The following is a 23,022-nucleotide window of genomic DNA, read 5'->3' on the forward strand; positions in this document are numbered from 1 at the left end:
CCCCCGCCCCCGGGCCGCAACCGGGCGAACTCGCTGATCAACCGCCGCGTCACCCCCGGCGCCAGCAAAGCTTCCCCGGCCGCCACCACCCGCACCGCCTCGAAGAGCCGCTCCGCCGTCGCGTCCTTCAACAGGAACCCGCTCGCCCCGGCCGACAGTGCGTCGTAGACGTAGCTGTCGAGATCGAACGTCGTGAGGATCAGGATCCGCGGCCCCTGCGCACCCCGCGCCGCGGCCTCCGCGACCACCCGCCGCGTCGCCTCGATCCCGTCGGTGCCTGGCATCCGCACGTCCATCAGCACCACGTCCGGCCCGGCCTCCCGGCACAGCCGCACCGTCTCCTCGCCGTCGGCCGCGGTGCCGACGACCTCGAAGTCCGCCTGCGTCGCGAGCAACGCCGCGAACCCGGTGCGCACCACCAGGTGGTCGTCGGCGATCACGATGCGAATCGGTGCCCCGCTCACAGCGCTCTCCTGTCAGAGCCAGCAGATACACCAGCAGCCGAATCGGCGGCAGAACCAGCAGGCAACTCCGCCTCGACCAGAAACCCGCCGGTCGGCGAAGGCCCTGCCGCAAGCCGTCCGCCGACAGCCGCAGCCCGCTCCCGCATCCCCGCCACCCCGTGACCTCCGGTAGCTGTCCCCGGATCAGCGACCTGACCCGCCTGCACACGCTCCGGCCCCGGCCCGCTGTCCCGGATCCGCAGCCGCAACACCTCCGCCGTGAACCGCAGCTCCACATCCACCGGCGCCCCCGGAGCATGCCGCCGCGCGTTCGTCAGCGCCTCCTGCGTGATCCGGTACGCCGCCAACTCCACCCCCGGATCCAGCGCGGCCGGCGCCCCGGACACGATCAGCCGCGTCGTCGCCCCCGACGTCAGCCGCGCCGCGTCCACCAGCACCAGCAGCTGGTCCAGCCCCGGCTGCGGATGCCGCTCCGGCTCCTGCTCCGCCGGACCCGCGTCCTCCCGCAGCACCCCCAGCAGCCGCCGCATCTCGGTCAGCCCGGCGCGCGCCGTGTCGCCGATCGCCAGCAGCCGCTCGGCGCCGGCCGCCGGCATCCCGGGGGTGGCCAGCCGCGCCGTCTCGGCCTGGACCGCGATCATCGAGATGTGGTGCGCCACCACGTCGTGCAGCTCCCGGGCGATCCGGGCCCGCTCGCCGCGCGCCGTGTGCTCGACCAGCGAACGCGCCACAGCCTCCCGCGCCGCCTGGTGGACGCGCGCCTCGGACCGCGCGTGGGCGGCGTTGCCCGCGAACGCCGCCGCCGGGGCCAGCGCCGTCAGCAGGACCGCGACCACCCCGGCATCAGAACCCTGCGACATGCTCAGCGCGATCACCGGGAACGGCGCCGACAACCCCGCCGCCGCGAATCCCGCCCACCGCCGGGCCCGCGCGTTGCCGAACGCTTCGGCGGCCCACCCCAACCGGAACATCGCCACGACCACCGCCACCGCCGACCCGGCCGGCAGCACCCCGGTGACCGTCAATGCCAGCACTGCCGCAGCGACCACCGCCGTCGCCGCCCCGAACGGGCCCAGGAACGCCGACGGCGCCGTCGCGCACAACGCCAGGAACAGCGACGTCAGCAGCACCAGCGACGACTCGGTCCGGTGGTGGACGATCCCGCGCCCGACCGCCTCGACGACCGCGGCAGCGGCGAGTACCGCCGTCGTTGTCGTGGTCCCACCACCGCGTTCCTGAAGCACGCCGCCTATTCTGATCGACTCCCCACCCCGCGCACCTCCCCCGCGCCGGGGACCGACGTCCCCTGCGCCGGGGACCGACGTCCCCCACGCGGGGGACGCCCGAGACCACTCCCACGCGGGACGATTCCCTGACCACCGCTTTCCTAGCCTTCAGGACATGACAGCGATGACAACCAGGACCGCCGCACCACCGCCCGCCATAGCGGTGCAGGCCCTCCGCAAGCGCTTCGGCGCCACCGCGGCCCTCGACGGGATGTCCTTCGACGTCGCCGCCGGGAAGGTCACCGGCTTCGTCGGTCCCAACGGCGCCGGCAAGACCACGACGATGCGCGTCGTCCTCGGCCTGGACACCCCCGACGAGGGCCGGGCGCTGATCAACGGCGTCCCCTACGCGAAGCTGCGCAGGCCGCTGGGCCACGTCGGCGCCCTGCTCGACGCCGCCGCGCTCCAGCCCGGCCGCAGCGCCCGCAACCACCTGCTGTGGCTGGCGCACTCGCAGGGCCTGGGCGCCAAGCGCGTCGAGGAGGTCGTCGCGCAGTCGGGCCTGGGCTCGGCGATCCGCCGCAAGGCCGGCGGCTACTCCCTCGGCATGCGCCAGCGCCTGGGCATCGCCGCCGCGATGCTCGGCGACCCGCCGGTGGTGATGCTCGACGAGCCCTTCAACGGCCTGGACCCCGAGGGGATCCTGTGGATCCGCGGCTACCTGAAGGCGCTGGCCGGCGAGGGCCGCGCGGTCCTGGTGTCCAGCCACCTGATGAGCGAGCTGGAGGGCTGCGCGGACCACCTGGTCGTGGTCGGGCGCGGGAAGGTCATCGCCGACACCGGCGTCGCCGACCTGATCGCGCGCTCCTCCGGCGGTCGCGTGATGCTGCGGACCGCCTCGCGCGCCGAGGCCACGACGGCGCTGGCGAAGGCCGGCGGGACCGTCGCGGTCACCGGGCCGGACACGCTGACCGTGGACGGCGTGGCCGCCGAGGAGGTCGTCAGGGTCCTGACCGCCGGCGGCGTGCCGTTCGCCGAGGTCTCCGCACACCGCGCCTCCCTGGAAGAGGCGTACATGGACCTGACCCGCGACTCCGTCGAGTTCCGCGCCGCGACCGCGCCGGAGGTGGCGTGATGCCCGGCCGCGACAGCTTCCTGTACCTCGTCCGCGCCGAGTGGACCAAGCTGCGCACGGTGCGCGGCTGGGTGGTCGGGCTGGTGCTGGCCGCGATCCTGACCGTCGGGCTCGGCATGCTCGGCCCGCTGGGCAGCCAGATCGCCTGCGACCACGTCAACGGCGCCGCCACCGGCTCCTGCCACGTGACCGGGCCGCCGCACGACGCCACCGGCCAGGAGGTCGACGACGAGTCCACCTTCGTGCACCGCACGCTGACCGGCGACGGCACCATCACGGCCCGGCTGACCGCGTTCGGCGGGAAGTACTTCCCCGACGGCGGCGGCCCCGCGGACCCCACCGCCGATCCGACCGCCGGGATGGCCGACGGGCTCCAGCCGTGGTCGAAGGCCGGGATCCTGGTCAAGGACGGAACCAACTTCGGCTCCGCCTACGCCGCGGTGCTCGCCACCGGAACCCATGGCGTGCGGATGCAGTACGACTACACCCACGACACCGCCGGACCGGCCGCTTCCGCCACGGCTGCTTCCGCTACAGCCGCCTCCGTCACGGCCGCCACGCCGCGCTGGCTGCGCCTGACCCGCGCCGGCGACACCCTCACCGGCTACGCTTCCGCCGACGGTGCCGCCTGGACCGAGATCGGCACCGCGCACCTGGCGAACCTGCCGCGGAACGTCGAGGTCGGCGTGTTCGCCACCTCGCCGGACTTCGCGGTCGTCAAGAATTCCTTCGGCGGCTCCTCGACCAACGCCGGCCCGAGCCTGGCCACCGGCACCTTCGACCAGATCGCGGTGACCGGACAGAGCCCCGGGGCCTGGACCGTCCCGGCGGTCGGCAGCGCAGCCGCGGCCGACGGAGGCCCCGGCGCCGCACACGGACCCCAGGCCGTGGCCGGCGCGGTGCCGAGCGCGGGCGGCGGCTTCACCGTCACCGGAACCGGCGACATCGCCCCGTCGGTGCCGGACGAGGGCCAGGGCAAGACCCCCGAGAGCTCCCTGGCCGGCACCTTCGGCGGGCTGATCGCGGTGATCGTGGTCGCCGCGCTGACCATGACCTCGGAGTACCGGCGGGGCCTGATCCGCACCTCGCTGGCGGCCAGCCCGCGCCGCGGAAGGCTGCTCGCGGCCAAGGCCGTGGCGCTCGGCGGGGTGTCGTTCGTGGTCGGCCTGGTGGCCGCCGCGATCGCGGTCCCCGGGGTGCGCGCCGTGGAGCACAGCAAGCGCATGTACGTGTACTACGCCTCCACGCAGGCGGAGATCCGCATGGTGATCGGCACCGCCGCGCTGCTGGCCGTCTCCGCGGTGCTGGCCCTGGCCGTCGCCACCATCGTGCGGCGCGGGGCGGCGGCCGTCGCGGCCGTGATCGTGGTGATCATCCTGCCGTACCTGCTCGCCGTGGCCTCGGTCCTGCCCGCCGGCGCCGCCGAGTGGCTGGCCCGCGTCACCCCGGCCGCGGCCTTCGCGGTACAGCAGACGGTGACCGCGTGGCCGCAGGTCAGGGCGTCGTACACGCCGACGAACGGGTTCTTCCCGCTCTCGCCCTGGCTCGGCCTGGCAGTGCTCTGCCTCTACGCGGCCGCCGCCTACGCCGTCGCGCACCGGCAGCTGCGCCGGAGGGACGTGTGAACGCGTTCGGCGACGCCCTGCACGACGCCCTGCACGCCGAATGGACCAAACTGCGTACCGTCGTCGGCAGCGCCTGGCTGCTCGCCGCAGCCGTCCTGCTGACCGTCGGGCTCAGCGCGGCCTCGGCGGCCACAGTGACCTGCGACGGGACCCGCTGCGGCGAGGACCCGGCGAAGGTCGGCCTGCTCGGCGTGCTGGTCGGGCAGGCGGTGGTCGCGGTGCTGGCGGTGCTCGCCGTGGGGGAGGAGTACGGGACCGGGATGATCCGCGTGACCTTCGCCGCGATGCCCCGCCGCGAGGTGGTCTTGGCGGCCAAGGCCACGGTCGTCGCGGCCGTGACCGCGGCGGCCGGCGTGCTGGCGGTGCTCGCCTCGGCGCTCGTCGCGCTGGCGCTGCTCCCGGGGCACGGCTTCACCGCGGCCAACGGCTACGCCGACCTGGCCACCGCCGCGACCCTGCGCGCTGCCGCCGGCTCCGTGCTCTACCTGGTGCTGATCGCGCTGCTCGGCGTCGGCGTCACGACCCTGCTCCGGGACTCGGTCGCCGCCGTCGGGGCGGTGCTGGGGCTGCTGTACCTGTTCCCGGTGCTCGCTCAGGTGATCTCGAATCCGGACTGGCACCGCCACGCCTTGCAGCTCGCGCCGATGCAGGCCGGGCTGGACGTACAGACCACGATCGATGTGGCCGGTCAGCCGCTGTCCCCGTGGCAGGGGCTCGGGGTGCTGGCGCTGTGGGCGTTCGGTGCGCTCGGGCTCGGTGGGGTGATGCTGCGGCTGCGGGACGCATAGCCGATGTAGTCCGGCGCCGATGGAGTCCGGCGGAGTGGGGCAGCTGTCGCAGCCGCCCCGCTCACTCGTCCCGCAGCGTCTCCCGCAGCGTCTCCCGAGCCGCCATCAGCGCCTCCCCGAGCAGGTTCAGCCCGCGCCACGTCGCCGGATCCTGCGCCTTCTCGTCGGTCGCCGCGAGCCCGATGCCCCAGATCCGGTCCACCGGACTGGCCTCCACCAGTACCCGCTCCCGCGTCCCCAGCAGGTACGCCAGCAAGTCCGGGTTCTGCCGGAACTTCTCCACGTTCCCCGCCGTCACGATCGCCAGCCGCTCGGCGGTCCACGCGTCCTCATCGAACCCGGTGATCATCCGTCCGAGGTGCTTCACCTCCTGCGGATGCCCGGCGGCCACGATCTTCGCGGCGGCCTCCTCGTCCCCGAACAGCCGCGCCTTGCCCCACATCATGTAGTGCTCGGCCGTGGCGAACCGGACGCCGTCCACCTCAAACGGCGCCGGGTACCACTGGCTCAGGCACTCCGAGCCCACCACCCCGGCCTTCTTCGGTGTGTGTCCCCAGAAGAACAGATACTTGGTCGCCATGGCTTGATCCTCCCGCATGCCGCCGAGACAAGTCACCGGGTTTGGAGTTCACTGGAGATCATGGCAACAGACTCCGAATACGCCCCCAGCCCCCGTGACTACGTCCGCGAGACCGTCGACCTGTACGAGTCGACGGACGGCGCCGAGGGCAACACCATGCAGGGCCGGCCGATCATCATCCTGACCACCACCGGGGCCAAGACCGGCAAGGTCCGCAAGACGCCGCTGATGCGCGTCGAGCACGACGGCTCCTACGCGGTGGTCGCCTCGATGGGCGGCGCTCCGACGCACCCGGTCTGGTACCACAACATCGTCGCGCACCCCGAGGTCGAGCTGCAGGACGGCGCCACGCGCGGGCAGTACCTGGCGCACGAGGCCACCGGCGAGGAGAAGACCCAGTGGTGGGCCCGGGCCACCCAGACCTGGCCGGACTACGACAACTACCAGACCAAGACCGACCGGCAGATCCCGCTGTTCGTGCTCACGCCGCGCTGAGCGTCGCTCCGGCGGCCGCGCAGGTCGCGGCCGCCGCACCGGTAGGCTGGGGCGGGTGGACAAGGCGCACGGCGACCCGGTGATGACGGACGCGATAACGCAGGCCCAGCAGCTTCAGCAGGTCGAGCAGATCGAGCAGGTCTCCGGGATCGAGCAGGCCCAGCAGGCTCTCCAGGTCCAGCAGCTCGAGGCGACCCACCAGGTCGAGCAGGCCCAGCAGACCCGGCCGACCCCGCACACCCCCGAGCGCCACGCCCGCCACGGCTTGATACGCACCTTCCACCCCCGCCGCGGCCGTGCCAGCACCACCCAGGCCGACGCGCTGACCAGGCTCTGGCCGCTCTACGGCTACACCATCCCCGATCCGCACCACGAGTACCACACCCCCCAATTCGCCCCGGACGCCGCCTTCGACCGTGCGGCGCTGTTCGGCCGAGGCGCCCCGCTGGTGCTGGAGATCGGCTGCGGCATGGGGGAGGCGACCGCCGAGATGGCCGCCGCCGACCCGGACCGCGACTACCTCGGCGCCGACGTGCACACCCCGGGCCTGGGCAACCTGATCGCGCTGGCCGAGGCGCGCGGCCTGGCGAACGTCCGGGTGGCCCGCGGCGACGTGCTGTTCCTACTGCGCGACTCGATCGCGCCCGGCTCGCTGGCCGCCGTGCACGTCTTCTTCCCCGACCCCTGGCCCAAGGCCAAGCACCACAAGCGCCGCATCATCCAGCCCGACACCGTCGCCCTGATCCGGGACCGGCTGGAGGTCGGCGGGGTCCTGCACTGCGCGACCGACTGGGCCGAGTACGCCGAGCAGATGCTCGAGGTGCTTCAGGCCGACCCCGGCCTCCGCAATCGCTACGACGGCTACGCCCCGCGCGAGGCCGTCGGCCGTCCCCTGACCGGCTACGAGCGCCGCGGCCTGCGCGACGGCCGCCCCATCGCCGACCTGGTGTTCGAGAAGGTCGGGCGCTGAGAATCGGATATCGGGGAACGGGCGCCGGCGCGGCGTCCACACCACCACCGGAGGGGATCAGGACTCGGATTCCCCTTCCGCTCCGTGTTCCCCTCGCTACATTGAGTGTGTGCAGCAGATCGCTTCCCGGACCCCGGTAGACGCCGAGATAGCCCGCCTCGCGAGCCTCATGCTGGCCCGCACCGACGAGTTGACGGACCTGGTGCTCAACCGGGTCGCCGAGGAGTTCCCGCTCTACATCGGCATGATCGAGCCCGACGCGCTCCACCTGACGATCAAGGACCACATCCACTTCGCCTTCGAGCCGATCACCCGGTACATGCCCCCGGACTCCCGTCCCGCGGCCACTTCCGGCCGCGACCGCGCGATGGAGGGCATCCCGCTGACCGTCATCATGGACGGCTACCGGATCGCCTTCACCGTGCTGTGGAACGAGCTGGCGACCACCGCGGACTCCGTCGGACTGTCCACGAAGGCGGCCCTGCGCGCGGCGTCGGAGGTGATGGACACCCTCGACGCCTTCACCCGCGAAAGCTCCGCGGCGTACAAGGAGGAACTGCGCTACCAGGCCCGCCGCGAGGAACAGCAGCGCGCGGCCCTGGTGCAAGCCCTGCTGGAGGGACGGCTGGACGACACCAACGTCTGGGAGGCGGCCGAACTGCTGCGCCTGCCGACGGTCGGCCCGTACGTCGTCATCGCGGCGCGCGTCGCCAACGCCGGCGAATACGGCCTGCCGCACATCGAACGCGAACTCGGCGGCATGGGCATCGACTCCGCCTGGCGCCTGATGCACGACGTCGAAGTCGGCGTCGCACACTTGCCGAGGGCCGCGGACCAGTTCGAGCTGATGGTCACCGCCCTGGCGGCCGAGGGCACCGGCCGCGTCGGCGTCAGCCCGCCCTACGACCACCTGCTGTCGACGTCCCAGGCCATGCGCCTGGCCCGCATCGCCATGCGGGGCGCCCAGGAACGGCGCACCGTCGTCGTCTTCGGCCGCGACCCGCTCTCCGCCGCCGCCGCGAGCGCGCCGGACATCATGCCGCAGGTCGCCGACTCGGTCCTCCGCGGCCTCGACGGCCTCGCCGACGAGGACCGCACCCTCCTGCTCCACACCTTCGGAGCCTGGCTCGACTCCGACGGCTCGGCCGCCGAGGCGGCGAAGCGCCTGTTCGTGCACCCGAACACGGTCCGCTACCGCCTCCGGCGCCTGGAGGAGCGGACCGGCCGGCTGCTGGCGAACCCGCGGGCGGTGGCGGAGCTGAGCCTGGCGTACGAGATCGACTGTGCGCTGGTCGCGGGGATGGGGTCGGGGAACTAGGCCTTCATCGTGGTGGTTCCCGTGCGGCATCGGCATCGGCATCGGCATCGGAACCCCGGATAGTCGGCCTGTCACATTCCTCACCGAAAACCGCGTGGTCCCACGGATACCAAGTCCGCGGGTCTTCTCTAACGTCTGAGGCGGATGGCCACCGACGGGGTGGTGGCGCTCCATACTCAACGTTCTGGGGGGATCCGTCATGATCAAGAAGAGCAAGACCAAGACCAAGACCGTCGTGCGGCTGGCTGGTGCGACCGTACTCGCTGCCAGCCTGGCGGCGTGCAGCAGTAGCGGCGGCAAGAACACCGCCGGGGTGGGCCCGGGCTTCCCGGCCCGGCCGAACCCGGGGGCCGGGGCCACGTCTGCCACGGCCGCGCCGTCACCCACGCTGCCGGGAGTGGCGGTGCGCATCTTGACGTGCGGGGACTTCCCGGTCGCGGACGTTCAAACAGCGGTGCGGCAGATCGTCCCCACCGCGGTCGTGACCCGTCCGAGCGATTCGCCGGAGTCCACCGGCGACAAAAACGGCCAGCTCGAATGCGACTACACCGTCGCGACGCCGGGCACCGACACCAGCAGTGCCAACCGCGGTGAGGTCAACCTGCTTCTGAAGATCGGCGACACCGTGCAGGACCAGGGCGACTATCCGGACTCGCTGGATTTCGACTACCCGCTTCAGGCCCACGACTTCACCTCGAACAAGGCCGACCAGAAGGCCAAGGACACCGGCGCGCAGGTGGATGACGGCAAGCCGCTGTACCGGGACGTCTCCGAGAAACTGGGCGACGACGCCTTCCTGGAGGACTGGCCGCACTTCCAGAGCGACGGCACGCAGACCGACTACACGATCGACCTGTTCGTCTTGCACACGCCGCGGCCGACGGGGTTCGAACTCGACCTCTCCTACACGATGGCCCAGCTCGACCCCAACCAGCCCGACAAGTCACTGGATGCCGCCATCCGCGACGACACCAAGCGGGCCCAGCTGGTCACCGGCGTCGGAAAGGTGCTCTTGGCGAAGATCCCGACCAAGCCGAAGCAATAGGGCTCCCGGTCGGGGCACGGCGGCGTCTGCGCGGCAGCCAGTCTGCGGCTGAGCGCCTGCGGCACCGGCGGCTCGCCACGGTCTGGTCGGCAGGAGGCCCCGCTTTGTCTCCCGACACGGAGGGTGAGGCCGCGGGCGGCCGGTGTGGGCACTACCGGACCGCCCGCTCCCGTCACCCCTCCAGGAACGCCAACAGTTCGCGATTGAACTCGGCGGCGCGGGTGACGATCAATCCGTGCGGCGCACCTTGCATCCGCACCAGCCGGGAGTCGGTGACCGCCTCGGCGATGCGGGCGCCGGTGGCCTCCAGCGGCAGGACGGCGTCCGCCTCGCCGTGCACGACCAGCGTCGGGACGGTGATGGCGCGCAGGTCGTTGCGGAAGTCCGTGGTCGCCGCCTGGCCCAGGGTCTCCATCGCGCCCCGGTGCGAGGCGGCGGCGGCCAGCATGACGACGCGGGTGTGCAGCGGTTGCGGCATCACCGGTCGCGCCCCGGAGGTGCGGCTGACCTCGAAGAACCTGGTCGCGAAGCGGTGCAGGAAGCTGACCCGGTCGTCGGTCAGGCAGCGCTGGTACTCCCGCAGTTTGGCGTCCTCCAGGAACCCTTCGGGGTGCGCGTCGGTGCGGCGCAGGTAGGGCCCGGCGGCCGAGACCAGCGCCAGCCGCGCCACCCGCTGGTTGCCGAAGCGGCTCAGGTAGCGCACCGCGGTGCAGGCCCCGGAGGAGAACCCGACCAGCGTCGCGTCCCGCAGGTCCAGGTGCTCCAGCAGCATGTGCAGGTCGGCGGCCAGGGTGTCGGGGTCGTAGCCGCCGCGCGGCTTGGCCGAGGCCCCGAACCCGCGGCCGTCGTAGGCGACCACCCGGTGCCCGGCCGCCAGCAGCTCGGGGATCTGGAACTCCCACTGCCCGACCGACAGCGGCCAGCCGTGGATCAGCACGACCGGACGGCCGGAGCCCCGGTCCTCGTAGTGGATGTCGACGGGAAGGTGGTTCTCCTTGTCGACCGTCACCCGCGCCATGTTTCCGCACCTTTGTTTCCAGTTGCCAGGGCCGGGAGCATCCCGTCCCACTACTGAAAATGGTCGCGGAAAGTGGCGCACAGGTCACTGTTCTGATGCACATGACTGGAGGCCCGCGGTTGTGGCCGGGGATAAGGGGGGCCGACGCCCCACCGCACGCGCCCGGGGTGCGCATGTCAGCGCCGGGCCGTAGCCTGCCGACTATGGGTTCTGCCGAAGCGCACGTGGAAGCCGGGGGTCGCAGCGTCCGGATCTCCTCACCGGACAAACTTCTTTTCCCCGACGCCGGCGTTACCAAACTCGACCTCGCCACCTACTACGCCAACGTCGCCGACGGCCTGTTCCGCGGCCTGGCCAGGCGCCCGGTCGCGCTGAACCGCTTCCCCGACGGCCTGGGCGGCAAGTCGTTCTTCACCAAGTCCGCGCCGAAGGGCTTCCCGGACTGGGCCTCGACAGCCCGCGTCACCTTCCCCAGCGGCCGCACCGGCGACGAGGTGTGCGTCACCGAACCCGCCACCGTGCTGTGGACGGTGCAGATGGGCACGCTGGAACTGCACGCCTGGCCGGTCCGCGACGACGACACCGACCACCCCGACGAGCTGCGCATCGACCTGGACCCGCAGCCCGGCACCGGCTTCGCCGAGGCGGTGGAGGTCGCGCGCCAGGCGCAGGCGCTGTTCGAGGAGCACGGCATCCGGCCCTTCGTGAAGACCTCCGGCGGTCGCGGCCTGCACCTGCTGGTCCGCATCGAGCCGCGCTGGACGTTCGTCGAGGCCCGCCGCGCCGTCATCGCCCTGGCCCGCGAGCTGGAACGGCGGCGCCCGGAGCTGGTGACCACGTCCTGGTGGAAGGAGGAGCGCGGCGAGCGCATCTTCATCGACTTCAACCAGATGGCCCGCGACCGGATGACCGTCGCCCCCTACTCCACGCGGGCCCGCCCGGACGCGCCGGTGTCGATGCCGGTGCGCTGGGCCGACCTCGGCGACGTGGCACCCGGCGACTTCACGGTGCAGACCGTCCCGGACCTGCTGGCCAAGAACGGCGACGCCAACGCCGAGATCGACGACGTCGCGCACAGCCTGGACGCGCTGCTGGAGATGGCCGACCGCGACGAGAAGGACCGGGGCCTGGGCGACCTGCCGTATCCGCCGGACTTCCCGAAGATGCCCGGCGAGCCCAAGCGCGTGCAGCCTTCCAAGGCCCGCAACGACCAGGAAGAAGGGAGCTGATATGGCAGGCGACGCTGCTAACCCCGTCCTCGACCTGCCGGTGCTGCCCCCGGTCGAACCGATGCTGGCCAAGTCCGCGGCCAAGGTCCCCACCGGCGACTACCTCTACGAGCCGAAGTGGGACGGCTACCGCTGCCTCGTCTTCCGCGACGGCGACCACGTGGTCCTCGGCAGCCGCGGCGGCAAGGAGCTGAGCCGCTACTTCCCGGAGCTGGTGGAGTCGCTGAAGGCGGCGCTGCCCGCCAGGTGCGTCGTGGACGGCGAGATCGTGGTCGTCGTGGACCACCGACTGGACTTCGACCGCCTCAGCGACCGCATCCATCCCGCGGCCTCTCGCGTGAAACTGCTCGCCGAGCGCACCCCGGCCTCGTTCATCGGCTTCGACCTGTTGGCCCTGGCCGACCGCGACCTGACCGCCGAGCCGTTCACCGCCCGCCGCTCCGCACTGCTGGAGTCGGTGGCAGAGCACGAACACGTACATGTCACCCGCGCCACCGACGACCCGAAGCTGGCCACGACGTGGTTCCAGCGCTTCGAGGGCGCGGGACTGGACGGCGTGGTCGCCAAGCCGGCGCAGGGTCCTTACACACCCGGCGAGCGCAGCATGGTGAAGATCAAGCACGAGCGCACCGCGGACGTGGTCGTCGCCGGCTACCGGCTGCACAAGACCGGCCCGATCGTCGGATCCCTGATGCTCGGCCTGTACGGCGAGGACGGCGTGCTCAACTACGTCGGCGGATCCAGCGCCTTCACCATGGCCCGTCGCAAAGAGCTGATCGACGAGCTCGCGCCGTACGTGGCGGCCGAGGGCGAGCCGCATCCGTGGGTCGATGCCGCCGACGGAGGCGGAGGCGAAACAACGGGCGCCGACGGCGACGACGCGCACCGCCGCCCCGGCACCCTGAACCGCTGGAACGCGGGCAAGGACGTCTCGTTCATCGCGCTGCGTCCGGAGCTGGTGTGCGAAGTGCACTACGACCAGTTGCAGGGCGACCGGTTCCGGCACAACGGCCGCTTCGTGCGCTGGCGGCCGGACCGCGACCCGAAGTCGTGCTCGTACGAGCAGCTGGACGTGCCCGCCGCCTACGACCTCGCGGACGTCTTCGGGTAGCGCACAGCACGACCGCACAGCACGACCAAGACTCGACGCAGATCGCAGAATTCTGCGAGCATGACCCAGTGCGCGATGGCCCCCTCCTGTTAGCAGCAAGCGACCTGCATGTCGGTCACGAGAAGAACCGTCGTCTGGTGGAGGAGCTGCGGCCCCGCACACCGGGGGACTGGCTGCTCGTCGCCGGCGACGTCGGCGAGTTCTTCGCGGACGTCGAGTGGACGCTGCGTCTCCTGGCCGACCGCTTCGAGCAGGTGATCTGGGCCCCGGGTAACCACGAACTGTGGACGCCGAAGCAGGACCCGGTCCAGGCCCGCGGCCAGCGGCGCTACGACTACCTCGTCGAAATGTGCCGAGGCCTGGGAGTGGCCACCCCGGAGGACCCGTATCTGCGCTGGGAAGGCGAGAACGGGCCCCTCACCATCGCCCCGCTGTTCGTGCTCTACGACTACAGCTGGCGTCCGCCGGGGGCGGCGACCCGCGAGGACGCGCTGAAGGCGGCGTACGAATCCGGCGTGGTGTGCACGGACGAGTTCCTGCTCGACCCGCACCCCCACACCGACCGCGCCGCCTGGTGCCGCGAGCGCGTCGCCCTGACGGAGAAACGGCTCGCGGAGTGCGACCCGGACGCGCCGCTGGTGCTCGTGAACCACTTCCCGCTGGTACGCACCCCGACCGACGTACTCCGGTACCCGGTGTTCGCGCAGTGGTGCGGCACGGACCTGACAGCGGACTGGCACGTCCGCTTCCCCACGGCCGCCGTCGTCTACGGCCACCTGCACATTCCGCGCGAGACGGTCTACGACGGCGTGCCGTTCTTGGAGGCCTCGTTGGGGTATCCGCGGGAGTGGGGCAGGCGGGGCGCGGATCCGGTGATTTTGAAGGAAGTCTTCCGGTCTGTGGCCAAGTAGCAGACGTGGACTCAGCACCCGAACCATACTTATGTCACACAAGAAGGCCTTTGCGGGGAGGGTGTCGCGTGCGGATCGACCTGTCGGTACAGGGTGGCGAGCCGAGCGGGGAACTGGCTGAGCTGGCGGACTGGCTCGCTCAGGAAGACGAGCTCCGTGGCCTGGTGAAGCCGGCGCCGGCGGTCCCGGTCCCGCGTGAACTGGGGGTGTCCTCGGACGTGCTGGTGGCCGCCGTCGGCAGCGGCGGCGCGATCAGCGTGCTGGCCGCGTCCCTGAAAGCGTTCCTGGCCCAGCCGCGCCGCTCCGACGTGACGATCGTGCTGACCGCTCCGGACGGACGCCGGGTGGAGATCGACGCCAAGCGGGTCCGGGACGTGGAGGCGTTGGTGCGCCAGGTCTGTGCCGACGTGGAATGAACGGCGAGGTGGAATGAACGACGTGCGCCGAGTGGACCCGGCTCGTTCCCGGATCGTCCTGGTCGGCGTGGAGTCGTACACCGACGCGGTCATCCCCGACGAGCCGGCGATCGCCAACAACGTCGCCGATCTCACTGAGGTGCTGACCGATCCGGCCTTCGGCGCCTTCGACTCCGAGCATCTGCTGGTCGCACCGGACGGCGCCGGAGTGCAGGACGTCGGGAGCCTGCTGCTCACCGCCGCCGCCGAAGCCGAGGACCTGCTGCTGTTCTACTACGCCGGCCACGGGTTCCCCACGACGAGCCGGGCCGAGCTGCACCTGAGCCTGGCCGGCACCGGAATCGACCGGCTGGCGTTCACGGCTCTGCCGTTCGACGCGGTGCGGGATGTCTTCCTCCAGGCGCGGGCCCGCAGCCGGGTCGTCATCCTGGACTGCTGCTACAGCGGCAAGGCGATCGGCCGGATCCTCGGCGACGCCGACGTGCCGGAGCCGCTGGACATCGCCGGGACGTACACGCTCACCGCGTCCCCGGCCACCCGGCCGGCGAGCGCGGCCCTGCCCGGCGAGCGGCACACCGCGTTCACCGGGCGGCTGATCGAGCTGCTGCGGACCGGCAACCCGGAGGCCGGGCCGGACCTGAGCCTCGGCGACATCTACCGGCACCTGCGGATCCGGCTGCGCGCCGACGGGCTGCCCGAGCCGCAACAGCGCGGCACCGCGACCGGCGACCGGCTCGCGCTGACGCCGAACCCCGCCTACGTCAAGGGCAGGGCCGTTCCGGTACGGAGCCCGACGTACAAAAGGGTGGTGCGGCGCAACGTCCAGCCGGCGCCGGTGCCGAAGGATCTCCGGGCGGCGTTGGAGAACCGGTACCCGAAGATCCGGGCGGCTGCCGTGGAAGTACTCGCCGAGTGGCTGGACGACGCCGACCCCCGCCTGGTCCGGGCGGCGCGCGAGGAGCTGCTGAAGATCGTCGAGTTCGACCGCCCGGAGGTCGCGGACGTCGCACGCGTCGCGCTGAGCCGTCAGCGCGTCTCCGGGGCCGTACTGGCGGTACCCGTCCCCGCCGCGGATAGAGCGGGTACCGCCGAACTCCCCGAACGCCGGATCTTGCCGGTACCCGACCGCACCATGGACACCGCCGAGCTGCTGGCACGCCAGATCGCAGCGGCACCGTCGAGGGCTGAGACACTGGCCGCGGTGGCGAAGGCGGTGGCCGCGATCGACCGGCCCCGGGCCGCCAGGCTGGTCGACGAAGCCGCGATGACCGCCCGCAAGATCAAGGACGATCTGACGCAGGTCGAGCTCCTGGTCATGATCGCCGAAGCGGCGTCCGCCTGCGATCCCGCCCGGGCCTCGGAACTGGTCGGCGAGGCCCAGGCGATCGCCCGCGCCATCCTCGACGAGTCGTCGAAGGGCTGGGCGCTGGCCGCGATCGCCGAAGCGGTGGCCAAGAACGAACCGAACCGGAGCGTGGGGATCGCCCGCGGCGTGGCTGACGCGCCGGCGAAGATCTCCGCCCTGGTCAAGGTCGCGTCGGTGATCGCCGTGAACGACCCGGACCGGGCTTCGCGGCTGCTCGGCGAGGCCGAGGCGATCGCCCTGGAGTCGATCGAGGAGTCGGCGCACGTGCAGGCGCTGACCACGGTCGCGACGGCGATGGCCGCGCGCGATCCGGAACGGGCCTCGATCCTGATCGACACGGCCGAGACGGTCGCGAACGCCATCGCCGACCCGGCGGCGAAAGCGTCCGCGCTGGCCGAGATCGCGCAGGCGGCGGCCGCGAGCGATCCCGACCATGCCGAGGCGATCGCCTACGCCATCACCGATCCACGGCCGCAGGCGTGGGCGTTGACCATGATCGTGGAGGCGGTGGCGGCGAGCGATCCGCTGCGGGCCGGGGCGCTTGCGCACGGCATCTCCGACGCGCCGTTGAAGGCTCGGGCCCTGGCCAAGTCTGCGGAAGCACTGACGGCGAGCGATCCCAACGAGGCGGAGAGCCTCGCCTACACCATCGCCGACGAGTCCTGGAAGGCGCGGGCGCTGGCCATGGTCGCCGAAGCCGCGTTCCTCGGCGATGCCGACCGCGCCGCGCGCCTGATCGGCGACGCGGAGCGACTCGGACACGGCATCACCGACAGCTCGTCGAAGGCGTGGGCGCTGACCGAGATCACCATGGTGCGGCTGCGGCTGTGTTCCTGAGCGGATCAGATGCCGGCTGCCCGCCGAAAACTGTTCTATCGTCCCGGTCGGGCGGCGTCGGCGTCGGCGTGGGGCAGGGCGTCGCGGATCAGGTCGCCAAGAATCATCCGGCTGTGCTGGTCAGCCGGAGCCGGAGCCGGAGCCGGTCCCGGGCGTCGCGGATCACCCCGCCAAGAACCCGTCGACCACGCCCACCAATTCCGGCGAAGCGAACACGGTGTGGTGTGTGGCGTTCGGCAGGATCGCCAGCCGATGCCCGCCCTCCGGCCGCCCCGCGCCGTCCCACCCCGCGTCGCGCAGGCCGCCGCCGAGCAGGGCCCAGAAGTCGGCGATGTGCTGCATCGAGTACATGTCGGCGTCGGCGAACACCAGCTGCGTCGGGACCTGGATCGCGCGGATCTCCTCGGAGTAGTCGAAGGGCTGCTTCAGCCAGTCGCCCATCTTGCCGACCAGCTGCCCGAAGTCCTCCGGACGCGGGGCCGTGCGCTGGTAGAGGTCCCACATCGGGGTCTGCTTCATGAACTCCGCCGACTCCGGCGACATCTGGCGCTGCTGGACCCGGACCTCCTCGAAGAATCCGTCCTGGCGGAACGGGAACGACACCACGATGAGCCTGCGCACAACGTCCGGGTGCTGGATCGCGCAGCGGAGCGCGGCGCCGGCGCCGAAGGAGTAGCCCATCACGTCCGCGCGCCCGAGGCCCAGGTGCTTGATCAGGGCGGCCACGTCGTCGCCGAGCGTCTCCACGCGGATCGGGCGGTCGACGTCCGCGGTGCGCGCGTGGCCCTGCAGGTCCGCGGTGATGACGCGGCGGTTCGCCGACAGCGCCGGGAGGACCGGGGCGAAGTCGTCGGAGCCGAGCAGGCCGCCGTGCAGCAGCACCAGCGCCGGGTTGTCCTCGGTGACCGGGGCGTCGCCGTGCTCCTTGTAGTACATCGAGATGCCGTTGACGTCGGCGTAGCTCATGATCGTGCCCTCTCCTGGTCCGGCGGCTGACCGGTGTCTTTCCGGTTGTCTTTCCGGTTGTCTTTCCGGTTGTTTGTCCGGCTGTTTGTCCGGTGTCTACGCCAGATAGGACGACGCGCGCCCGGCGAACTCATCGCTGCCGCGCGGATTGTTCTGACGCTACCTTGATCGCCATGGAACTGCGCCAGCTCGAGTACTTCGTCGCCGTCGCCGAGGAGCTGCACTTCGGCCGCGCCGCCGACCGGCTGCACATCGGCCAGCCCGCCGTCAGCCAGCAGCTGCGGCGCCTGGAGCGCGAGCTCGCCGCGGAGCTGTTCGACCGCTCGCCGCGCCACGTCCGGCTCACGCCGGCCGGCGAAGCGCTCCTGCCGCAGGCCCGCGACGTGCTGGCGGCCGTGGCCCGGGCCCGCGCCGCCGTGGCCGACGCGTCCGGTTCACGTCCCGCTCCTTTGCGCATCGGCACCAGCTCCGGGCTGGGGGAGCGGCTGGAGCTGGTGCTGGACGAGCTGCTGCGGCTGGCCCCGGACCTGCCGGTCGAGCTGGTCATGGCCGGCCCGACGCCCGAGCGCCTGGACCGCGTCGCCGACGGCAGCCTGGACGCCGCCTTCGTCCGCGGCGCGGTGCCCGACGAGGGCCGCGGTCTGCGGGTGGTGCCGTTGTGGCGGGACGAGGTGGTCGCCGCGGTGCCGGCCCGGCACCCGATCGCGGACGCCCCGCACGCCACCTTCGCCGCGCTCGCACCGCTGGGCTTGCGCCTGACCGAGCGTCGGAACAACCCCGCGCTCGTCGACCTGATCGTCGGTGCGTTCCATGCGGCCGGCTGCGAACCGACATCGTCGAAGCCCTACACACGCCTGGGCGACACCCTGGCCGCGATCGGTGCTGACGGCACCAGCTACACCGTCATGTACGCCGCGCGCGCCGACCAGATCCGCAACCGGCGCGTCGCGTTCCTGCCGTTCGAGCCTCCCGGGCTGGGGCTGATGACGCATCTGGTGGTCAGCCGGTCGCGGCCGACGGCGCATTTCGGTCTTCTGATGCAGGCCTGCGACTCTGCGGCCGACGATCAGGAATCGTGATCGCAACCAGTCCCGGTCGCGTCTGGTTCGTGGTCTCGGACTGCGGTGAACTTGATCTCGCAAGGGGAACGGACCGGAACCGCCGGAACCGCCCCGTTCGCGAAGGAGACCACCATGCCGAACATCACCATCCAGCAGATGCCCAAGACCGCCGAGCAGAAGCGCGAACTGGCCGCCCGCATCACCGACGTCATGGTCGACGTGTACAAGGCCCCGGCCGAGACCGTGCACGTCTGGTTCCAGGAAGTCACCACCGAGGACTACGCCGCCGGCGGCCAGCTGATCGCGGACAAGCTCGCGAAGAAGTAGCGCCGCCTGCTAAAACGGTCCCCATGCGGATCTACATCAGCGCGGACATGGAGGGGATCACCGGGCTCGTCGACGCCGACGACGTCCAGCCCGGCGGCCGCGACTACGAGCGCGGGCGGCTGGCGATGACCGAGGACGTCAACGCCGCCGTCCGCGGCGCCGTCCGGGGCGGCGCCACCGAGATCCTGGTGAACGACGCCCACGGCCCCATGCGCAACCTGATGGTCGACACCCTGCACCCGGCGGCCCGCCTGATCCGCGGCAAGCCCAAGACCATGGGCATGATCGAAGGCCTCACCGGCGCCCACGACGCCCTGGTCTGCGTCGGCTACCACGCCCGCGCCGGTGCCCACGGCGTCCTGAGCCACAGCTTCATGGGCCACGAGATCGAGGACATGTGGCTCGACGAGCGCGCCACCGGCGAGATCGGCCTGGTCCACGCCTCGGCGGCGGCCCTCGGCGTCCCGCTCGTCGCCCTCACCGGCGACGACGCCGCCTGCGCCGAGGCCACCGACTGGGACGCCGCCGTCGCCACCACCCCGGTGAAGTACGTCCGCAGCCGCTTCGCCGCCGAACTGCGTCCCCAGAACGAGGCCCGCATCGCCATCGAGGAGAGCGTCGCCAAGGCCCTCACCGAGAAGCGCGGCGGAGCTGGATTCGGAACCGGGATCGGGACCGGGACCGGGACCGGGATCGGGACCGGGACCGGAACGCCCAGCGCCGCCACCTCGACCCTGGCCGTGCGCTGGCAGTCCTCGACGGTGGCCGAGACACTGCTCGGCATCCCCGGCGTGACCGCGGTGGACCCGCGCACGGTGCAGGCGATCGGCACGCCGCCGGACCTGTTCCGCCAGCTCGGGGTCTGGATGCGCGTCGCCTCCGCGCTGACGAATCAGCCTCCTTACTGCTGAAATCCCGTTGGCCCCGTCGTTCGCGGCCCGGAATACTCCGTTCATGGACGCGACACAGAGCCCTGAGCTCAATTCACACATCGCCGAGTACTACAGCGAGCACTACGAGGAAGCCGACCGCCTGTCGGTCAACGCCTTCGGACGCCTCGAACGTGAACGCACCAAGCAACTGCTCTTGCGGGAGCTGCCACCTGCGCCCGCACGCATTCTGGACGTCGGCGGCGGACCCGGCGTCTACGCGGCCTGGCTGGCCCAGCTCGGCTACGACGTCACGCTCATCGACCCCGTCCCGCGGCACTGCGAGCAGGCCGCCGGGTACGGGACGTTCGCCGTCCAGACCGGCGACGCCCGCGCCCTGCAGGCGCCGGACGCCTCGGCCGACGTGGTCCTGCTGCTCGGCCCGCTCTACCACCTGATCGATCCGGACGACCGGGCCCGCGCCCTGCGGGAGGCGAACCGGGTGGTGCGGCCCGGCGGGCTGATCGCCGCCGCGTTCATCGGTCGGCAGACGCCGATCCTGGACCTGGCCGCGAAGCGCCGGATCAACGACGACGCCCTCTACGCCCTGCTCGGCACGCTGGACCAGCACGGCGTGAACGACCCCGACAGCGGCTTCACCGTGGCCCATTTCCACAGCGTCGAGCAGATCCGGGAGGACTTCCAGGCGGCGGAGCTGGCCGAACCCAGGCTGTTCGGCATCGAGGGCCCGCTGTTCCCGCTCATCGCCAGCGGATTGGTCGAGGACGACCCGGACTCGTTCGAGGCGGCGCTGCGTGCGGCGCGGCTCGCCGACGACCATCCTGATCTGCTCGCCGCCGGCGGGCACCTGCTGGCCGTGACCCACAGGGCGCTCTGACCCGGAGCAGGTCCCGTCGATCTCGTCGATCTCGCCGATCTCGCCGCGACAGGTCGGGTCCCGGCGAGACAGGTACTGTCAGGACCTGTTTGTCCGCACCTCTCGGTCCTAGCCTGGAGATCATGGACGGCCGAGACGAGTTCCGTGACTTCCTCACCTCCCGGCGCGCGCGGATCACCCCCGACCAGGCCGGCTTGCCCGCCTTCGGCGGCAGCCACCGGCGGGTGCCGGGGTTGCGGCGCGAGGAGGTGGCGCTGCTGGCCGGGGTCAGCGTGGAGTACTACACGCGGCTGGAGCGCGGCAACGCGCGCGGCGTCTCGGAGAGCGTGCTGGACAACCTGGCGCGGGCCCTTCAGCTGGACGACGCCGAGCGGGCCCATCTGTTCGACCTGGCGCGTGCCGCGAGTGCCGCCAGCGCGGGCGGTTTGCCGGCGCGGCGTTCGGCCAAGCAGCAGGTGCGGCCGATCGTGCAGCGCATCCTGGACGGGATGGAGGGCATCCCCGCGCATGTGCGCAACGGCCGTTTCGAGTCGCTGGCGGTCAACCGGATGGGGCGCGCGTTGTTGGCGCCGGTCTATGAGGGACGCCAGCTGCCGGTGAGCTTCGCGCGGTTCGTGTTCCTGGATCCGCGTGCCGAGGAGTTCTACGGCGATTGGGAGCGGACGGCCAACGACATGGTCGCCGCGTTGCGGTCGGAGGCCGGGCGCAATCCGTATGACAAGGCTCTGACGGACTTGATCGGGGAGCTGTCGACGCGCAGCGAGTTCTTCCGGACCCGGTGGGCCGCGCACAACGTGCGGTTCCACAACACCGGGGTGAAGCTGTTCCACCACCCGGTGGTCGGGGAGCTGCGGCTGGCGTACGAGTCGTTGGAGCTGACCGACGGGACCGGGCTGGCGATGAGCGTCTACAGTGCCGAGCCCGGGACGCCGTCGGAGGAGAAGATGGCGCTGCTGGCGAGTTGGGCGGCGACGGTCGAGCGGGAGCGGGATCAGGAGCGCGATCAGGCGCGGGAGCGGGAGCGGGATCAGGACCAGGCGGACCCGCGCTCGGCGGTCTGACCAGCTGTGACGCGGTTCGCGGAGGTTGGGCGGATGTAAGAATCCGCCCGTGCGACGGCGTGCGAACAGTGGCTGAACTTCGCGGCCGAACCGGACATCGATCTTGATCATCGGCGGCTCGGAGCCCAGGCTGGCGGTGGTCTGCTACGTGGTGTAGCAGAGCCTCGCCGTCCCTGCTGCGAACCCACCGGGAGTCCCCACATGACCTTTTCCGCCTCGCGCCGCACGCGACTCAGTGTCCTGGCCCTGACCGGTGTCGCGTCCGCCCTGATCCCCGCGGTGTCGGCGCAGGCCGCGACGCCCGCCGCCGCTCCGGCCGCGCACCTGAAGCTGTTCGCGAAGGCCCCGGCCGGTATGACAAACCCGGACGACATCACCCGGCTGGGCGACCTGGTGTTCGTCACGTACCAGAACAACGCCGGCCCGACCGGCGACCCGGCCGGGAGCAAGAGCGACGTCGTCGCCTACGACCTGCACACCGGCTGCGTCGAGGGGCACTGGACGCTCGCCGGCCGCGTCGACGGCCTCACCGGCGACCCCCGGCACCACCGCGTGATCGCCACGGTGAACGAGGACCTGAACTCGACGCTGTACACGATCACCCCCGGCGAGGGCACCGGCGGCCTCAAGCACTACACCTACTTCCCGAACCCGGCGCAGACCGGCTCGGACGGCGCCAACGGCGGCACGGACTCGGTCGCGATCGGCCGCGACGGCACCATCTACGTCGCGCACTCCAACCCCGACGTCTCGCTGCCCGCGCCGAACAACGCCCCGGCGGTGTACACGATCAAGCTGACCGGCACGACCGCGGCCCTGACCCCGCTGTTCGGCGTGAACGACAAGGCCACGCTCGTCAACCCGGCCCCCGGCGCCCCGAAGAGCGCACCGATGGGCCTGACCGACCCGGACTCCAACAAGTGGGTGCCCGGCCCCGACGGCGGCACCCTGATCCAGGACGCGCAGGCCGACAGCAAGCTGATCTTCGCCACCGACCTGGACGCCAAGCACCCGACGCTGCACGAGCTGGACCTGACGAACGCAACCGGCCCGGCCTCGGTCACGCCGCAGCTGGACGACGTGACGCCGGCTGGGGGCGAGGGGCGGCTGTTCATCGTCGATCAGAAGGGCGGCAGCATCTACACGCTCGCGACCGAGGGCTACGGCCGCGGCGAGCTGTTCGCGGCGCAGCCTGCCCCCAAGTCGGGGGACCTGGCGAACACGCCCGGGCTGAAGCTGATCAACGAGAAGACCGGCGTCGCGACGGCGGTGGCGACGGATGTGAAGCTGCAGAGCCCGAAGGGGC

23 protein-coding genes are annotated in these 23,022 nt (G+C 71.8%); 18 read left to right on the top strand and 5 right to left on the bottom strand.

The features are described 5' to 3' along the window. Nucleotides 1–464: response regulator (locus tag GWK61_RS36005; protein ID WP_194916172.1), on the bottom strand; the 464-nt coding region annotated here is incomplete at its 3' end. Then, nucleotides 461–1,708 carry a sensor histidine kinase gene (locus tag GWK61_RS36010; protein WP_194916173.1) on the bottom strand — a complete coding sequence of 416 codons (1,248 nt, stop codon included), beginning with the start codon at nucleotides 1,706–1,708 and terminating at the stop codon, nucleotides 461–463. The genes GWK61_RS36005 and GWK61_RS36010, both read right to left, overlap by 4 nt. 166 nt (nucleotides 1,709–1,874) lie before the next feature. On the opposite strand from GWK61_RS36010, the gene GWK61_RS36015 reads away from it, so the two are divergent. The 3 genes from GWK61_RS36015 to GWK61_RS36025 are packed head-to-tail and all read left to right on the top strand — an operon-like array spanning nucleotide 1,875 to nucleotide 5,238. Next, nucleotides 1,875–2,825, top strand: a complete 951-nt coding sequence (locus tag GWK61_RS36015; protein WP_194916192.1) for an ATP-binding cassette domain-containing protein — start codon at nucleotides 1,875–1,877, stop codon at nucleotides 2,823–2,825. Beyond that, nucleotides 2,825–4,450: a DUF1349 domain-containing protein gene (locus tag GWK61_RS36020; RefSeq protein ID WP_194916174.1), complete on the top strand. Its 1,626-nt coding sequence runs from the start codon at nucleotides 2,825–2,827 to the stop codon at nucleotides 4,448–4,450. The genes GWK61_RS36015 and GWK61_RS36020 overlap by 1 nt, the downstream gene beginning before the upstream one ends. Continuing rightward, nucleotides 4,447–5,238, top strand: coding sequence for an ABC transporter permease (locus GWK61_RS36025; protein WP_323747912.1), 792 nt, complete (start codon nucleotides 4,447–4,449; stop codon nucleotides 5,236–5,238). The genes GWK61_RS36020 and GWK61_RS36025 overlap by 4 nt, the downstream gene beginning before the upstream one ends. Nucleotides 5,239–5,299: 61 nt before the next feature. Here GWK61_RS36025 and ybiA read toward each other — a convergent pair whose 3' ends face one another. Continuing rightward, nucleotides 5,300–5,818 (bottom strand): riboflavin biosynthesis intermediates N-glycosidase, encoded by a 519-nt coding sequence (gene ybiA, locus GWK61_RS36030; RefSeq protein WP_194916175.1) that lies wholly within the window; start codon nucleotides 5,816–5,818, stop codon nucleotides 5,300–5,302. Between the two features lie 60 nt (nucleotides 5,819–5,878). Here ybiA and GWK61_RS36035 point away from each other — a divergent pair, with 60 nt between their 5' ends. The 4 genes from GWK61_RS36035 (at nucleotide 5,879) to GWK61_RS36050 (ending at nucleotide 9,646) form a co-directional block, all read left to right on the top strand. Then, nucleotides 5,879–6,313 carry a nitroreductase family deazaflavin-dependent oxidoreductase gene (locus GWK61_RS36035; protein WP_194916176.1) on the top strand — a complete coding sequence of 145 codons (435 nt, stop codon included), beginning with the start codon at nucleotides 5,879–5,881 and terminating at the stop codon, nucleotides 6,311–6,313. 55 nt (nucleotides 6,314–6,368) lie between these two features. Beyond that, nucleotides 6,369–7,283: a tRNA (guanosine(46)-N7)-methyltransferase TrmB gene (gene trmB / locus GWK61_RS36040; RefSeq protein WP_323747913.1), complete on the top strand. Its 915-nt coding sequence runs from the start codon at nucleotides 6,369–6,371 to the stop codon at nucleotides 7,281–7,283. 109 nt (nucleotides 7,284–7,392) lie between these two features. After that, nucleotides 7,393–8,601, top strand: a complete 1,209-nt coding sequence (locus tag GWK61_RS36045; RefSeq protein WP_194916177.1) for a helix-turn-helix domain-containing protein — start codon at nucleotides 7,393–7,395, stop codon at nucleotides 8,599–8,601. Nucleotides 8,602–8,800: 199 nt separating this feature from the next. Next, the gene (locus GWK61_RS36050) at nucleotides 8,801–9,646 is read left to right on the top strand and encodes a hypothetical protein (protein WP_194916178.1); all 846 of its coding nucleotides are present in this window, start codon (nucleotides 8,801–8,803) and stop codon (nucleotides 9,644–9,646) included. A gap of 172 nt (nucleotides 9,647–9,818) precedes the next feature. Here the strand turns inward: GWK61_RS36050 and GWK61_RS36055 are convergent, their stop codons facing one another. Beyond that, nucleotides 9,819–10,664 (bottom strand): alpha/beta fold hydrolase, encoded by an 846-nt coding sequence (locus tag GWK61_RS36055; RefSeq protein ID WP_194916179.1) that lies wholly within the window; start codon nucleotides 10,662–10,664, stop codon nucleotides 9,819–9,821. A 203-nt stretch (nucleotides 10,665–10,867) separates the two neighbouring features. On the opposite strand from GWK61_RS36055, the gene ligD reads away from it, so the two are divergent. The 5 genes from ligD to GWK61_RS36080 all read left to right on the top strand — a co-directional run bounded on the left by ligD (nucleotide 10,868) and on the right by GWK61_RS36080 (nucleotide 16,534). Then, entirely contained in the window at nucleotides 10,868–11,893 is a 1,026-nt protein-coding gene (gene ligD, locus GWK61_RS36060) for a non-homologous end-joining DNA ligase (RefSeq protein ID WP_194916180.1), read from the top strand. A gap of 1 nt (nucleotide 11,894) precedes the next feature. Further along, complete coding sequence (locus tag GWK61_RS36065) at nucleotides 11,895–13,004, top strand: ATP-dependent DNA ligase (protein WP_194916181.1); 1,110 nt, start codon at nucleotides 11,895–11,897, stop codon at nucleotides 13,002–13,004. A gap of 68 nt (nucleotides 13,005–13,072) precedes the next feature. Then, nucleotides 13,073–13,915, top strand: coding sequence for a metallophosphoesterase family protein (locus GWK61_RS36070; RefSeq protein ID WP_194916182.1), 843 nt, complete (start codon nucleotides 13,073–13,075; stop codon nucleotides 13,913–13,915). A 68-nt stretch (nucleotides 13,916–13,983) separates the two neighbouring features. Next, on the top strand, nucleotides 13,984–14,331 hold the full coding sequence (locus tag GWK61_RS36075) for an effector-associated constant component EACC1 (RefSeq protein ID WP_194916183.1): 348 nt from the start codon (nucleotides 13,984–13,986) through the stop codon (nucleotides 14,329–14,331). A gap of 13 nt (nucleotides 14,332–14,344) precedes the next feature. Next, nucleotides 14,345–16,534, top strand: coding sequence for a caspase family protein (locus GWK61_RS36080; RefSeq protein ID WP_194916184.1), 2,190 nt, complete (start codon nucleotides 14,345–14,347; stop codon nucleotides 16,532–16,534). A gap of 162 nt (nucleotides 16,535–16,696) precedes the next feature. Here the strand turns inward: GWK61_RS36080 and GWK61_RS36085 are convergent, their stop codons facing one another. Beyond that, complete coding sequence (locus GWK61_RS36085; RefSeq protein ID WP_194916185.1) at nucleotides 16,697–17,500, bottom strand: alpha/beta fold hydrolase; 804 nt, start codon at nucleotides 17,498–17,500, stop codon at nucleotides 16,697–16,699. Nucleotides 17,501–17,673: 173 nt separating this feature from the next. On the opposite strand from GWK61_RS36085, the gene GWK61_RS36090 reads away from it, so the two are divergent. From GWK61_RS36090 to GWK61_RS36115, 6 genes are all read left to right on the top strand, one after another. Continuing rightward, on the top strand, nucleotides 17,674–18,579 hold the full coding sequence (locus tag GWK61_RS36090) for a LysR family transcriptional regulator (protein WP_194916186.1): 906 nt from the start codon (nucleotides 17,674–17,676) through the stop codon (nucleotides 18,577–18,579). Nucleotides 18,580–18,693: 114 nt separating this feature from the next. Then, on the top strand, nucleotides 18,694–18,888 hold the full coding sequence (locus GWK61_RS36095; RefSeq protein WP_194916187.1) for a tautomerase family protein: 195 nt from the start codon (nucleotides 18,694–18,696) through the stop codon (nucleotides 18,886–18,888). A 23-nt stretch (nucleotides 18,889–18,911) separates the two neighbouring features. Continuing rightward, entirely contained in the window at nucleotides 18,912–19,799 is an 888-nt protein-coding gene (locus GWK61_RS36100) for a M55 family metallopeptidase (RefSeq protein WP_194916188.1), read from the top strand. Nucleotides 19,800–19,842: 43 nt separating this feature from the next. After that, nucleotides 19,843–20,655 (top strand): class I SAM-dependent methyltransferase, encoded by an 813-nt coding sequence (locus GWK61_RS36105; RefSeq protein ID WP_194916189.1) that lies wholly within the window; start codon nucleotides 19,843–19,845, stop codon nucleotides 20,653–20,655. 122 nt (nucleotides 20,656–20,777) lie between these two features. Further along, nucleotides 20,778–21,716 (top strand): helix-turn-helix transcriptional regulator, encoded by a 939-nt coding sequence (locus GWK61_RS36110; protein WP_194916190.1) that lies wholly within the window; start codon nucleotides 20,778–20,780, stop codon nucleotides 21,714–21,716. Between the two features lie 201 nt (nucleotides 21,717–21,917). Further along, a partial coding sequence (locus GWK61_RS36115) for a hypothetical protein (RefSeq protein WP_194916191.1) occupies nucleotides 21,918–23,022 on the top strand: 1,105 nt, incomplete at its 3' end.

Origin of the sequence: Catenulispora rubra, from assembly GCF_015356825.1 — a bacterium.
Classification (GTDB): domain Bacteria; phylum Actinomycetota; class Actinomycetes; order Streptomycetales; family Catenulisporaceae; genus Catenulispora; species Catenulispora rubra.